At 46.1% G+C, this 14678-nt stretch carries 10 protein-coding genes; 1 reads left to right on the top strand and 9 read right to left on the bottom strand.

Features of this window, described 5'->3' with window-relative positions; genetic code table 11:
* Positions 1-21: 21 nt before the first annotated feature.
* The 6 genes from L7D49_RS08980 to L7D49_RS08955 form a co-directional block, all read right to left on the bottom strand.
* Complete coding sequence (locus tag L7D49_RS08980) at positions 22-333, bottom strand: AtuA-related protein (protein ID WP_238080488.1); 312 nt, start codon at positions 331-333, stop codon at positions 22-24.
* Position 334: 1 nt separating this feature from the next.
* Complete coding sequence (locus L7D49_RS08975; protein WP_238080487.1) at positions 335-1651, bottom strand: acyclic terpene utilization AtuA family protein; 1317 nt, start codon at positions 1649-1651, stop codon at positions 335-337.
* A gap of 205 nt (positions 1652-1856) precedes the next feature.
* Entirely contained in the window at positions 1857-3203 is a 1347-nt protein-coding gene (locus tag L7D49_RS08970; protein WP_238080486.1) for a sigma-54 interaction domain-containing protein, read from the bottom strand.
* Positions 3204-3335: 132 nt separating this feature from the next.
* On the bottom strand, positions 3336-3953 hold the full coding sequence (locus L7D49_RS08965; protein WP_238080485.1) for a class D sortase: 618 nt from the start codon (positions 3951-3953) through the stop codon (positions 3336-3338).
* A 13-nt stretch (positions 3954-3966) separates the two neighbouring features.
* On the bottom strand, positions 3967-6876 hold the full coding sequence (locus L7D49_RS08960) for a hypothetical protein (protein ID WP_238080484.1): 2910 nt from the start codon (positions 6874-6876) through the stop codon (positions 3967-3969).
* A 22-nt stretch (positions 6877-6898) separates the two neighbouring features.
* Positions 6899-8578, bottom strand: a complete 1680-nt coding sequence (locus tag L7D49_RS08955; protein WP_238080483.1) for a hypothetical protein — start codon at positions 8576-8578, stop codon at positions 6899-6901.
* 680 nt (positions 8579-9258) lie between these two features.
* Here L7D49_RS08955 and rpoN point away from each other — a divergent pair.
* Positions 9259-10572 carry an RNA polymerase factor sigma-54 gene (rpoN, locus tag L7D49_RS08950; RefSeq protein ID WP_238080482.1) on the top strand — a complete coding sequence of 438 codons (1314 nt, stop codon included), beginning with the start codon at positions 9259-9261 and terminating at the stop codon, positions 10570-10572.
* Between the two features lie 185 nt (positions 10573-10757).
* Here the strand turns inward: rpoN and L7D49_RS08945 are convergent, their stop codons facing one another.
* From L7D49_RS08945 to nhaC, 3 genes are read right to left on the bottom strand one after another with little or no spacing between them, the layout of a single operon-like run.
* A complete protein-coding gene (locus L7D49_RS08945; RefSeq protein ID WP_238080481.1) occupies positions 10758-12248 on the bottom strand; it encodes an aldehyde dehydrogenase family protein in 1491 nt (496 codons plus the stop codon).
* 18 nt (positions 12249-12266) lie between these two features.
* A complete protein-coding gene (gene dapA / locus L7D49_RS08940) occupies positions 12267-13172 on the bottom strand; it encodes a 4-hydroxy-tetrahydrodipicolinate synthase (protein WP_238080480.1) in 906 nt (301 codons plus the stop codon).
* A 21-nt stretch (positions 13173-13193) separates the two neighbouring features.
* Positions 13194-14639, bottom strand: a complete 1446-nt coding sequence (gene nhaC / locus L7D49_RS08935; protein WP_238080479.1) for a Na+/H+ antiporter NhaC — start codon at positions 14637-14639, stop codon at positions 13194-13196.
* Between the last annotated feature and the right edge of the window lie 39 nt (positions 14640-14678).

The following is a 14678-nucleotide window of genomic DNA, read 5'->3' as shown; positions in this document are numbered from 1 at the left end:
TTCCCCCTTTTATCCGATTTACTACAAATCCACTTCCATTTCGAGCAATGCATAACTAAGGGTCTTTCCGTGTGTATCCATGCCTAGCGAAGTCGTCACCCCCCCGAGTAATGCGTTTTGGCAAACAAATTGCAGCGCAGAGATATTCGGCATTTCATACCTCACGACTTCCCCTTTGACGATGTGGCGCAGATGATGTTTTACCCGCTCAGCTGTAACGGAATTGCATAACGACTCATACAACCTCTCGTCATACGGTATTAATGACAGCATAAGGACATCCCCTTTATCCCCCGCTCGGCTATGCGCCACTTCATATAGTTTCCGCTTCATTTTATAATGCCTCCTTTACGAGGATAGTCGGTTGAATTGCTTCCCGGGGCACGATTGCTGAAACGATACCTACTACTTCCTGTACATATTTTCGTGCACCGCCCCCGCCTGCTGGACCATTCGTATACAGCGCCTCTACCTCTTCGCCGATCAACTGTGCATCCTCGAGACATTCCGCTTTTGCAGCGACCCGCAGCCGAACTTCATATGGCTGTCCAAAACGATCGATTCCCCCTCGGTGGGCAGACGTCACGCCGATCAGGTCGATAGTTACTTCTTTAAAACGATCTTGCAGCCTGGTCTTTACGATGGCTCCCGCCAATTCCGCACGCTTTAATGCATTATGACCGGCATACGTAATCTCGCCCTCTCCTATGAAACCGGCCTCATAACCAATGCTTGCTTTCAACCGATCCGGTCTCTTTTTACCGTGACCTCCCGTCACTTCTACCTGATCAATTCCTACCTCACGAATGCAAACGGAAGTAAAATCAGCCATGACATCGGGCGTCATATATTCACTCGGATCCATCACTTCATATAACAACTGTTCCTTCACAGTCATTCGATTTAAGATACCGCCTGTCCCGGGCAATTTAGAAATTACCGCCGTTCCATCCGGCTGTATCTCCGCTATCGGAAATCCTAGGCGAGCCATGTCAGGCACGTCTTTCATGCCTGGATCAGCAAAATAGCCTCCGGTAATCTGCCCGCCGCATTCTAGCAAATGGCCAATGACCGTTCCCCTTCCAAGCAATTCTTCATCTTCTGCTGACCAGCCGAAATGGTGTATCATGGGGGCTAAAAATAGTGAAGGATCCGCCACCCTGCCTGTGATGATAATATTTGCGCCGGTTTCAAGTGCCGCTACAATCGCATCAGCCCCCATATACGCATTTGCCGAGATTATGAAATCGCTTTCATTCAAAGACGGAAAAAATTCGACAGTTTCCTTATTCTTATGTATGAACATAAACACATCATCACCGGTAACTGCGGCAACTTTAATGGGTACCTTGAGCTCTTCCGCGATTTCAATAATCTTCTCTGCAGCGCTTACAGGGTTAGCAGCTCCCATATTTGTTATGATTCGTACTCCGTTTTCCGAAATAATGGGTAAGAGAGACCGCATTCGCTTCTCTAATAATGGATCATAGCCTAAGGTCGGGTCCTGTTGCTTCCTCTTCTGCGCCAGAGCAATAGTCCGTTCCGCCAAACATTCTAAGACCAAATAATCCAACCTGCCCCTCTGTGCAAGTTCAACCGCCGGTTCTAACCGATCTCCAGAAAATCCTGCACCTGAACCTATCCGCAACATGACTATCACCTCTCAAATAATTTGAATCTACTAATAATGATAGCAAAAAGAAAAGGGAAAATGCCGTCAGCTCGGCGTTTTCCCCTTCTAAATATATGGAACAATCTCCGGGTTCCATCTCATTATTTTCGTTTGAAAACTCGTTATTACAAGCATTCTAATTTCTTAGAATCAAAACTTTATTCATTCCAAATAATTAGAATACTCATTTCAAATTGTATTTCTTCATTTTATTGTATAAAGTAGCCAGTGAAATTCCGAGTTCCTCTGCTAGTTTAGTTCGTTCGGGAACAGTTGTCCCTGCATTGCGGAGTGCGTTCGACAGGATTGATTTTTCCGCTTTTTCTACAGCTTGGTGCAATGGCAGGAGACTTGAATTCTCTGCGTATAGTGGGAGGAGCTTCCTCATAAATTCTGGCAAATGTTGGGTAGAAATCTGGCCATCTTCCGTCATGCATACAGCAAAATCAATGACATTCCGTAATTCGCGAACATTGCCTGGCCACTCATACGAAGTAAGTAGATCCATTACATCTCGATCAACTGTATAGGGCGCCGGCAAAAATGATTGAAGCAGCAGAGGAATATCTCTTTTTCTCTCTCGAAGAGCAGGAATTTGCATACTAACGACATTCAATCTATAAAACAATTCACTTCTAAAAAGACCCTTTGTAATCATTTGAGTTACATCTCGATGAGTTGCAGCGACAATTCGCACGTCCACTCTTTGCTCTGCGGCATCTCCAATTCTCCGAATCCGCCCTTCTTGCAATGCTCTTAATATTTTCGCCTGCACGTCCATTGACAAATCACCAATCTCATCCAAAAACAGCGTTCCCCCATCCGCCATTTCAAAGAGACCCGCTTTACCTCCCGACAACGCGCCATGAAATGCGCCTTCCGCATGTCCAAATAGTTCATTTTCTATTAACGTTTCAGGAATAGCAGAACAATTGACTGGAATAAACGGCTTGTCCCGCCTCAAGCTTGTATGATGCACAGCTTGGGCAAACAGTTCTTTTCCTGTGCCGCTCTCCCCGGCAATTAAAATGGGCAGGTCTGTACCAGCCGCCTTTTTGGCAACCGTCATGATATGCTTCATTTGCGTATCGTTCGTAATAATATCATCAAAGGTATATCGCACTTTATAAATGGAACTCATCCGCTTTTCCAATTCGGCAACTTTTTCTTGTTGCTCCGCCAGTTCCTTCGTCAGCTTATGCACTTCATTCAAACTTTTGCATACCGATACCGCGCCAATAATTTCACCATTCACAAGAATGGGTGCCATATCGACGACATATTCCCGTCCGCGTGTTTTCCGATACACCCCAACCCTGCTCTTGCCATCTTTCATCGTATCCGGAAGTTGGGCTCCTGGACGATGGGCAAGAAGCGGCTCACCGATAATATCAGGATTCACTCCTGTAATTCTCGTATATTCGGGATTAATCGTCTTTACAATTCCCTTCCGATCGATGACGAGCACCCCATCATTCATCGATTGGACGATCGCTTTCCACCATTCGACTGTCTCTTCGATTGCCACCATCCCCTTTTATGTATTCCCAAATTTCAGTATCTAGCCCCTATTGTATACTACTTATCTCTGGAATCTTTCTGTTTTGATTCTGTTAAAACAAAAACTGGCGGTCTCCCCTTGCAAGGAGAAAACGCCAGTCTTTTATTGCTTGAAATCAATTCGTTCCGCTTGTACAACAAGCCGATATTCATTCGAATATTCCGGATAGCAGGTAATCAGGGACATCAGTGCCTTGCCGTTTTGTGGATCAAGCACTTCCACTTCATCGGGTTTGACAATTTTTAAATCAAACACTTTGAATTCCATTTCTTCATCTACCGTCTGGAAGGTGAACGTGGTACCGACGTTCACCTCGTGCAGCCGGTTGAATTGTTCGCCAAACACACGGGCTTGATGACCGGCAATAGCGTAGCTTCCATCCTTCACACCCGGTTTGTCCATATCTTGGATAGCCCCAAGCCCCTTGGCCAAAGTGGCTTGGTCCGCTCCCAGCCAGACGGGAGATTCGAGATCAATCACCGGAATGGTTAGAACACCCTCCATTCCTTCAATCTCACGATGCTGCGGCGATGGGAGATTCGCCTGCTGATCTGATTGCTGCGGGTTCGTCAATCCATCCTCCACTTGTATTATTTGAAACGCATCCATCCATTCTTGTTGCTGTGCGTTCTGTTTCGCATTTCCTTGCAGGAGCCAAATGAGAAGGCCGGCTCCTGCCACTATGAATAAACTGCCACTCCATCGCAATACACGATTCATCGAATCACCGCTTTCACGATGCAGACTTGCGGCCAAGACGGATGGTGCCGCTGCCAATCAACCTGAGCAGAACGCCAGCAAGCAACAGAAGCCCTGCCACAATCGCCAATCGATTGGCATCCCAGACTCCGCCTGTCGTTGGCAAAGAAGTCGGGGAATCGGAGTCGTTCAACGTTTTAGTTGTCATGTTTCCCGCTGCTCCATTAGTCGTTTTCTGCCTAGCGCTATTTAAGCTAACGCTACCCGTTACATCATAATCTTGACCCTCCGCAGTGGAATTATCCGCTTGCTCATCATCGCCCACTGCTGAATCCGGTCCATCACTTGAGCCTCCCCCAGATCCAGCAGCAAGTGGCGGCATGACATTTTCATCTTCGTCCGTCATTTCGAATGTGCCATCTGTTGGAGAAGAATCACTACCAGAGTAAGGAGGGTTCAATCCATTGTCATTTGTTGCGCCATTTCCCGGATTGGTCGAACTCTCTCCAGGGTTCGAAGGGACACTCCCTGGGTTTGTTGTACCACTACCTGGATTAGTCGAATCTTCTCCAGGATTTGTTGGACCATTCCCTGGATTGGTTGATTCTTCACCAGGATTGATTTGATCGTTCCCCGAATTGTTCGATTCTTCACCAGAATTGATTTGATCGTTCCCCGAATTGGTCGATTCTTCACCAGGATTCATCGGATCATTCCCCGGATTGCTTGGTTTCTCTCCTGGGTTCGTTGGACCATTGCCTGGATTAGTGGGTTCTTCTGGTTTGTTTGTCCCTGGATTGTTCGGTTCCTCTCCCGGAATTGTTGTGCCTTCACCAGGTGTTGCTTCCCCATCCGGTATGGTGCCGTTCTCTTCTTCAGGAGCAAATGGGATCAATTGCTGCGTTTTTAACACCTCGACTGTAACAGTATCTAAAATCGGCAATCCCAGTTCGAGACCAAGCCCCGTGTTCGTTTTCAGCCAACCGGCATCTGTCGTTTCGACTTCATTTTCAACGACTTTCAACGCGGTTCCGTCAAGCAGACCTTCCACAAGCCCTGCCTGAATTAGAGAGGAAGAGGAAGAATACTCTTCCCCATCCACTGCGACATGTTTATCCAATACACCAACATGTGTCTCACCAAGCAACGGCAAGTCCTCGGCATTCACTTCGACTAGACCACCGTCATAGGCATAAGAATCTTCACCCGCACGGAAATCACTTGACACCACATCGACATTCAGTTCTTTCGTCAAGTCAGATTGCAGCCCGGCTGAAACGAGCGAATCCTTTGCGGCTACTGAATCGGCGTCCACCGAACCAGCTGTTTTTAAAAGGGAAACGTCCACGTCATTCACTACATTTTCAAGTACGCCACCGCCGACATGAACATCGGCTACAGCAGACATGCCTGAACTAGCCGCTTCCGAATTTGATTGCTCACCAGCTAGCACTTTCACGGATGTGTCCTCCAGCAAACCATTGTCCAGATCAGCTTGGACCAGTCCACCAGACTTCGTGCCGCCTTCTTCATTCGCCGTTACATGTTCATCCAGCACACCTACATGCGTTTCGCCTAGCAAAGGCAAATCATCTGAATTTATTTCAACTAGACCGCCGTCGTAGGCATACGATTCTTCATCCACCCGGAAATCACTTGATGCCACATCGACATTCACTTCATTCGTCAAGTCGGATTGCAGCCCGGCTGAAACGAGTGAATCCTTTCCTGCAATGGAATCAGCGTCTGACGAACCTGCTGCTTTCAACAGTGAAACGTTCACGTCTTCCGCTACATTTTCAAGTACGCCACCACCGACATGAACATCGGCTACAGCAGACATGCCTGAACTAGTTGCTTCCGAAGTTGATTGCTCACCAGCTAGCACTTTCACGGATGTGTCCTCCAGCAAACCATTGTTCAGATCAGCTTGCACCAGTCCACCAGACTTCGTGCCGCCTTCTTCATTCGCCGTTACATGTTCATCCAGCACACCTACATGCGTTTCGCCTAGTAAAGGCAAATTATCTGCATTTATTTCAACTAGACCGCCGTCGTAGGCATACGATTCTCCATCCACCCGGAAATCACTTGATGCCACATCGACATTCACTTCATTCGTCAAGTCGGATTGCAGCCCGGCTGAAACGAGCGAATCCTTTCCTGCAATGGAATCAGCGTCTGACGAACCTGCTGCTTTCAACACTGAAACGTCCACGTCATTCACTACATCTTCAAGTACGCCACCACCGATATAAACTTCGGCTACAGCAGACATGCCTGAACTGGCCGCTCCCGAAGTTGATTGCTCTCCAGCTAGCACTTTCACGGATGTGTCCTCCAGCAAACCATTGTCCAGATTGGCTTGGACCAGTCCACCAGACTTCGTGCCGCCTTCTTCATTCGCCGTTGCATGTTCATCCAGCACACCTACATGCGTTTCGCCTAGTAAAGGCAAGTCCTCCGCATTTACTTCGACTAGTCCACCGTCATAGGACGATGAACCGTCGCTATCATTCTTCTCACTTGACGCTACTCCGATATTCAGATCTTTCGTCAAATTGGACTTCACACCGACTGATACCAAAGAGTCTTTTGTTTCAGCAATCGCATCTGTTTTTTCTTCAGACTCCTCAAGAACTGACACATCGACGTCCTCAATTATTCCGCGCTCCACTTGAACAGAAGCCAATGTCTCTTTTTTAGCGCCGCCTTCTTCTGTGTTGGAAGGGACACGCACCTTCACATCGCCGACTACTGGAACATTTGTTAGCTCCACGTTCAATAAAGCTGGATCACTTTCCTGCTTGTCCAATAAATTCAGTTCCACACCGAGAGAGCTGTTATCAGGAGTCTCTTCTGCATTCGTCAACGCCGGAGCAAGCAGTATCGCTGTACATACACCAAGTGATAAGAAACCATACTTCAGACTATTATTTTTCATATCATTTCTCTCCTTTTTTACGTTAGTTAATCTTTAGTAAAAAAGGAGAGTATGCTGGCGGTTGTCCTGGCGGGGCATGTTCCCATTGGGAGTACATGTCTACATCGGCAAGCAGCCAATGTCGTTGGTACATAAATTCAGTCAATGCCATTCTTGTCAAAACGCCTGGGACTACATCGGATCCTCCTCCAGCAGACATCGCTGGTGAGGTGATCGATGTTGTACTGCCCGTTATCACCAACGGGGCATTATGCAATTTCCTTTCCTCTTGCAGAGGAGATCTTCCTGAGTTGCTTTGCAGTCGTTTGGATGGTGACATTTGATTGATAGAAAGTTCCTCCGCTTTCGGCTTCGAATCAATTCTAGTTCCCTTCATTGAATCATTGGACTGGCTCAACCCAACCATGTCTAGAGCTTTATCACTCTTTTCTTGTCTTTCAAATGAAATTTGCTTGCTTACCTCTAGGGAAGAAGCAGTCGGTACTTCTTGTTTCGTTATGTCCGTAAGGTCAACGAATTCGATCTGTTGACCGGGTTCTGTATTAATCATTTCTTCCGGGACTGAAGCAGGCATGGTTAAAACTGCCGAATCAAGATTTTGACTGACAACCGCTGTCTTTTCTTTCTGAAAATCGGGTTGTTCATTTATTGATATAACCGGCAATTTCCCTATGGTACCGGAACTCCCTGTCAGTACAGTTCCTAATGTGTTGGACGTTTGATTCACAACTGAGCCGACATTCAACAAAGCTGAGTGGAGTAAAATCTCTGTGTCCGTTGTTAAATCCATAAGAGAACTCAATTTGGGATCGTTCAGTCCTCCCACTGTGTTGGACGCCAGTTTTACAGTATCCTGGACGGTTTGATTCACAGCATCGACAGTCGAGAAAACAATCCCATCTGCCGAGATGACTGTCTCTTCCACAGTTTTGACCAATTCCTCTGCAACTGGTTTGACTACAGGGACCTCTGGCAGTTGCTTGACTTTTTCATTTACACCGGAAACAGCCGTCTGAACAGTTGCCGTTGTTGATTCTAATACGGGGGTGACATTGGAAACCGTCGAGCCTGCTAAACTTCCAGCTCCATTCAAAAGATCCACAACCGGTTTGTCCGACTGAGGATTTACTGCCGCCTCGACTGTAGTGGACGAGAAATGGATTGTATCTTGAGCAGTTTGATTCGCAGTGCTGACAGAAGAATTCACGATATCCTCAGCTGATTCGACCGTTTCTTCAATAGTTCCTCCAGTTGCTTCAGCGACCGGTTTCGCTACCGGAACATTCGGCAACTCTTCGACGGCTTTATTTACATCAGCCACTGTCTTTTTCAACGTACCAGTCGTTGACTTTACGACTGGATTTACATTGTCTGAAGTCTGATCAACTAATTCTGCAGTCCGTTTCAATTGTCCTGATATCGGTTCGTCTTGTGGCGTCTTTTCTAGAACCACAGTATCAGTGACAAATGTTGCCGTATCCTGAACAGTCTGATTGACCGCACCAACCGTCGTTTCCACCAAGTTATCGACTGAGTGAACGGTGCCATCGATCGTTTTTCCAACCCCATCAAGAAGATTGCTCACAAGCCCTGATGACTTCAACTTTTGTCTAGTTTCACTTACTTCTTCTCCGTGAACAAGAGACGGAACAAGCCAAAGACTGACACATAACATACCGCCGATGGATAGTAGCCTTTTCACAGGTTACACCTCCTTCCATCACCAAATAGACCCGTTGCGGGCCCTTTGTTTTCTCACTACCCGCAAGATTAATATGTAAACGTTTTCCAAACAATAAATTTAGAAAAATATAAAATATTCGATGTCTATTTTAAGCATATCTAATTATAGAGAAACGGAAAGCTTCAGACTGGCGATTTTCGTTAAAGGATTGGTGTGATTCCGGTGAAGATACGAGTGGTTAAAATAATATACGAGCAGTTACCGAGCTTAATCGAGCGGTTCGGGCAGGATACGAGAGGTTCTTGCAGAATACGAGTGATAAGAGATGAGATACGAGCGAATAAAAAATTATACGAGTGGTTCCAGGGCATAATCGAGTGGTTCGCATTTGGCCAGGTTCTTTGCATAGTGGCTGGGAAGCCAAAGGTAAGAGGTAATTCAACAGTTTTACGAACTCCTGCGATTTTACGACCACTCTTTCACTAATAGAAACATCCTTCAATATTGTCACTTATACGAGGACTCCTACAACATTAAGATCCCTCAAACAAGTACCACACCCAAGTATATTTATAAAGCTACTTCTTATCTGAACATTCATATTTATCGTTAATATACTTCATTATTTGTGCTATAATAATAGAAACATTTTTGCAAGTGTTCTCATATTTTCAGCGTTATAAGGAGGTCTAGTATTCATGGAGCTTGCACTCCAGCAACGACAAGAACTACATCTACTCATGACAATGGAATTAAGACAAGCCATTGAATTATTGCAATATACGACCTATGAGCTTGACCAATATATCCGGCAACAGGAGTTGGAAAACCCGCTCATCGAACTGAAGGAAAAAGAGGAGACCAGTGGTTATGAGGAGAGAGTCAACCCACGCATCTCATCTTCTCATACTACCGGGATGCCGACAGATGCGGGGCAAGGCAGTGCAAGAAATATACGTGATGAATTGTATGAACAAGCGAAATTCATGCATCATGACGAATCAACGCAGAAATTGTTACGTTACTTGATTTACAATCTTGATGAAAATGGCTATTTACCTGATTTATCGACTGCTACAGACTGCCCCATGCCATTCAGTGATCAGGAGATCCACTATGGTATCGAACTTCTCCAGCAGTTTGGACCGGCTGGGATCGGAGCACGGAGCTTGCAGGAATGTCTGCTTTTGCAGATTACCAATCACTATCCTGAAAATGACAGGGCTGCAGAACTGGTGAAACAACATCTGGATTTGATTGCTGATCGAAAATGGAATGAAATCGCTTCGAAGATGAAGATCTCAATGTCTGAAGTGAAGGAGCTTCATGACTTGATTCTATCGCTTAATCCACGGCCGTGTTCACTCGCTTGCGAGCATGTAACGGAGTTCGTGATACCGGATATTATAGTCGAGTTAAAAAATGATGAATTCGTTTTTCATTTGAATGATCGCTATTTGCCGAACATCCAGTTGAATCAATATTATTCACATTATCTTCAGACAAAAGATGATGTAGCAAAATATATGCAAACACAATATAAAAACTATCAATGGCTGTTGACGAGTATCGAACAACGGCGGAATACCATTATTAAAATCGTCTCCATCCTGTTGGTCAAACAGAAGAGTTTCTTTTCGCACGGCGTATCTTCCTTGCAACCGTTAACCATGAAGGAAGTTGCCGATGAAATTGAGATGCATGAATCCACCGTGAGCCGGGCGACCGCAAATAAAATGATCCAAACTCCTCACGGCACGTATGAATTACGTACTCTTTTTACTTCCAAGCTGGGAACGTCTTGTGGCGACAGTATTTCACAGACAAAGGTAAAGACGCTTTTAGAGGAGTACATTGCTTCGGAGAATAAATTCAAACCGTATTCGGACCAAAAAATTGCGGAATACTTCAACTCTGAACAAGGAATCTCCATATCAAGACGAACTGTTAGTAAGTATCGTGAAGAATTGCGAATTCCTTCTTCCAGCAAACGGAAGGAAATTGAAGTGTAGGACTTACTTTAGCCCATTGAAAAGAGACCGCCACCAGTGCTTATTCAACTGGTGCAGCGGTCTCTTTATTTATTTTTACAGGGTGGGTTGTGGATGCATTTGTAACAAATGTGTTCTATAGATATCAGGGGAAATATCCATAGAAGTTGTACATCATTCGATTTCCGTTGGGGTGCGGAATCCGATTATTGTTTGATATTCACGAATACACTTTTCACTTCTGTGTAGTTCGCCAATCCATATTCTCCTCCCATTTCACGGCCGATGCCGGATTGCTTGTAGCCGCCGAATGGCATGGTCTCCCATTCCAGGCCGAAATCATTCACCCAGACAGTTCCCGCTTGGAGTTTGCCTGCAATGTAATGGCCTTTCTTGATGTTTTCCGTCCAAACGCTTGCAGCCAAACCGTAATCGCTGTCGTTTGCCCGTTTAATGACTTCCTCCACTGTGTCGAAAACGAAGATGGAAAGGACGGGGCCGAAGATTTCCTCGCGAGCAATCGTCATATGATCCTCTACGTCTGCGAAGACAGTCGGTTGAACGTAAAAGCCTTTCTCATGCGCTCTTTCGCCACCTGCGACAAGACGTGCGCCTTCCGCTTTCCCTTTTTCAATGTAATCCAGGACTGTTTTTTGTTGCTTCGCAGAGACGAGCGGTCCCATATCAGTGGAAGGATCCATACCTGGCCCAACCTTCAACGCCTTCGCTTTTTCTGCAAGTGCTTCGACGAATTGATCATACAGGCCTCGCTGAACGAATACGCGAGTACATGCGCTGCAGTTTTGCCCGTGGTTATACATAGTTCCCGCGAATGTGCCTTCGATTGCTTCCTCGACATTCGCGTCTTCCAGGACAATGGCAGGCGATTTGCCGCCAAGTTCAAGCGTTACACCTTTCATTTGTTCGGCTGCTTTTTTCATCACTTCTTTACCGACAGCTGTAGAACCTGTGAAGGCCACTTTGTCGATATCTTTATGCGTAATGATGGCTTCACCTGCTACACGCCCTGCACCTGGAACTACGTTAACAACGCCGTCCGGGAAGCCGGCTTGTTTGAAGAGTTCTGCAGCATATAAAAGGGAAAGTGGTGTTTCGCTAGCCGGCTTGATGACGACTGTACAGCCGACTGCCAGCGCGGATCCCAGTTTCCATGCTGCCATGGCAAGTGGAAAGTTCCAAGGGATGATCTGTCCGACAACGCCAACCGGCTCATGGACGATATAATTCAAGTAATCCGGTGACACCTGCACCGTCTTTCCTGTGATTTTTGTTGCCCAGCCTGCATAGTAACGGAAATGCTGAATCGTTCCGTCTACATCATCTGCAAGCGCAGTTTCATACGGTTTCCCATTATCGAGTGCTTCCAGCTGAGCGAGCTCCTCACGGTTTTCCTCTAATAGATCAGCAAATTTATAGATGAGATGGGAACGTGTTGCCGCGTCCATTTTTGTCCATTCACCTTCATCGAAAGCCTTACGAGCTGCCGCAATGGCCATCTCAATGTCTTCCTCTTGTGCTTCGCTCACTTTTGCGATGATTTCCTCCGTTGCCGGATCAAGTACATCAAATGTTTTTCCGCTTTTCGCCTCAACGTACTCACCGTTAATGTAAAGGCCCTTCACACCTTCAAGGAACGCTTTGACTTTTGGTTTCAAATCATAATTGATCGTTTGCATGATGATTCTCCTTCCCTCTTAGTTTTTCAGTACGCCCTTGAGTACACCTAAATCCGCCATCAATTCTTTTAACTTTGCATCCTCTTCTTCATTCAAAGGCAGACGCGGCAGACGACAAGGACCACCCGCACAGCCTTTTAGCTCCATCGCACGCTTTGCGATCTGCACATATTTCCCTGACCCTTCAAGGTACTCACAAAGCGGAAGCAATTTGTCGTATAGTTTCCAGGCTGCTTCTAATTCACCTGCTTGTACATGGTTGTACATCGCGGTTACAAGACCCGGTACGATATTGCCGGATACGGAAATCCAGCCTGTTGCACCAACTAGAAATGATTCGATTGCAAGGTCTTCGGAACCACAGAACACTTTGATGAACCCTTCGCCTTGGCGTGCTATGTCTCGCGCCTTGCCGATGCCTCCGCTTGATTCTTTGATGTGCGTAATGTTTTCAACATCGCGGCCTACACGTAAAATAGTTTCTGTGCTAATGTCAACGCCCGATGTGAATGGATTGTTATAGATCATAATCGGGAATTTAACTGATTCTGCAACCGCTTTAAAGTGCTCATAAATTTCGTCCTCTTTCGGATGGGCATAATACGAGTTGATCAATAGTGCTGCGTCTGCACCTGCTTTTTCTGCCTGTTGCGTGTATTCGATCGCATCCGCAGTCGTTTCAGCTGCTGTTCCGACAATCAATGGAATGCGCCCATTCACTTGTTCTACTGCCACTTCAACCGCTTTGAAACGCTCTTCTTTTGTCAAGCTCACAAATTCGCCTGTGCTCCCATTGATCGCAATGCCTGCCACACCTTCTTCAATGAAATGTTCGATATTGTGTCGGAACCCATCCCAATCGATATCCTGCTGATTCAACATTGGTGTGACAAGTACTGGAAATACGCCTTCTAATTTAACCATTTGAAATTCCTCCATTTATCATTAAGATTTGATTAGTATTTTTTCTTCTTGAATGACTTCATTGCTATCTTCTACTTCCATCTCAGGTTGAGATTGCTTATTGTACCAAATGTATTTGCCCGTAAAGCCGTAAATAACTGAAATGATGAGCACTAGGAAATTGAACCATAGGAACGGCAAATAGCTCATTGTGGAGACACCAAGCGCCGCAGCCATGAACACACCGCCGTCTGACCAGGGGACCATCGGAGTCGTTACTGTTCCGCCGGCTTCAGAGTTTCTTGAAAGCACACGACGATCCAAATTCAAGCGATCATAGTTATCGCCGGTGATCTTCGTCGCTGTGATAAGCGATACGTACGCTCCGCCGAATGCATTTCCGAGAAGCCCGGCAAGAAGCGTTGCGATCGTAGTCCTTCCGGGGTTGTTTGCCCATTTCGCCAAGTAATCTCCAAGCGCCCGTAACACACCGATCCGTTCCATTAACCCGCCCACGCCAAGCGCGAAGATGATCAGCGCGATGACATCAAGCATGAACACAATACCGCCTCGGTTTAATAGTTTGTCAATGAATTCTACGCCTGAGTTAATTGAATTACCGGCATACATAATATTGAACGCTTCCAAAAACGTTGCGCCTTGGAATAAAAACGCCCAGATCGTACCCATAAATGCCCCAAATAGGATAACTGGAATGGAGGGCATTTTAAATGCCAGTAAAGTGATGACAACCAGTGCCGGGATGAGCATATACCAGCCGATATGGAAATACTCCTGCAAGGAATCCATCGTAGATGTGGCAGCACTCAAGTCACCCGAACCACCGTAGAAGAAACCGGTTATGAGGAACAGGACCCCCGCAATCAGCCAGGCTGGAAAACTGACTGTCAACATCGATTTGATATGATCGATCAAATCAACCTTCGAGAGAGAAGCCGTCATGACAGTCGTATCAGACAAAGGAGAAAGCTTATCTCCTACATAACAGCCTGAAATGACCGCACCTGCAACAAGTGGCAGCGGGAAGCCGAAGCTTGCACCAATCGCCATCATTGCAATCCCTGCTGTCCCTGCAGACCCGAAAGATGTCCCCGTCACTATGGACGTTACCGTACAAATGAAAAACGCGGCTAATAAAAAGATGTTCGGTTCGATTACGGTTAAGCCGTAATAAATGATAGATGGCACAATACCGCCAGCAATCCAGGTCCCGATCAAGGCGCCTACTGAAAGGAGGACAATGACTGCTTCCAGGCCATCCGTAATGCCCTTCAGCAACCCATCCTGCATCTCCTTATAGTTGTAGCCGATCTTCAAACCTACCAACATTATGAGGAACCATGTCGTCAATAAAGCTAAATGAATAGAAATCTCAAACTTCACAATGAATGTGACCATGATGACACCAAAACCTATCAACACAAATAGTAGTTCTGATAGTTTCGGTGGCCTCTTCTTCTTTTCCATTAGTACTCCCCCTTTAGTTGTAACGCCAATGCATACTCC

It is taken from the genome of Sporosarcina cyprini (assembly GCF_022048975.1).
GTDB classification, from domain to species: Bacteria; Bacillota; Bacilli; order Bacillales_A; family Planococcaceae; genus Sporosarcina; species Sporosarcina cyprini.
Note: the sequence above shows the minus strand (reverse complement) of the source record. Positions and strands in the feature narration are given on the sequence as shown.

Coding starts and splice junctions, on each gene's coding strand:
- L7D49_RS08980 (WP_238080488.1), bottom strand. CDS start 333: ATGAAGCGGAAACTATATGAAGTGGCGCATAGCCGAGCGGGGGATAAA.
- L7D49_RS08975 (WP_238080487.1), bottom strand. CDS start 1,651: ATGTTGCGGATAGGTTCAGGTGCAGGATTTTCTGGAGATCGGTTAGAA.
- L7D49_RS08970 (WP_238080486.1), bottom strand. CDS start 3,203: ATGGTGGCAATCGAAGAGACAGTCGAATGGTGGAAAGCGATCGTCCAA.
- L7D49_RS08965 (WP_238080485.1), bottom strand. CDS start 3,953: ATGAATCGTGTATTGCGATGGAGTGGCAGTTTATTCATAGTGGCAGGA.
- L7D49_RS08960 (WP_238080484.1), bottom strand. CDS start 6,876: ATGAAAAATAATAGTCTGAAGTATGGTTTCTTATCACTTGGTGTATGT.
- rpoN (WP_238080482.1), top strand. CDS start 9,259: ATGGAGCTTGCACTCCAGCAACGACAAGAACTACATCTACTCATGACA.
- L7D49_RS08945 (WP_238080481.1), bottom strand. CDS start 12,248: ATGCAAACGATCAATTATGATTTGAAACCAAAAGTCAAAGCGTTCCTT.
- dapA (WP_238080480.1), bottom strand. CDS start 13,172: ATGGTTAAATTAGAAGGCGTATTTCCAGTACTTGTCACACCAATGTTG.
- nhaC (WP_238080479.1), bottom strand. CDS start 14,639: ATGGAAAAGAAGAAGAGGCCACCGAAACTATCAGAACTACTATTTGTG.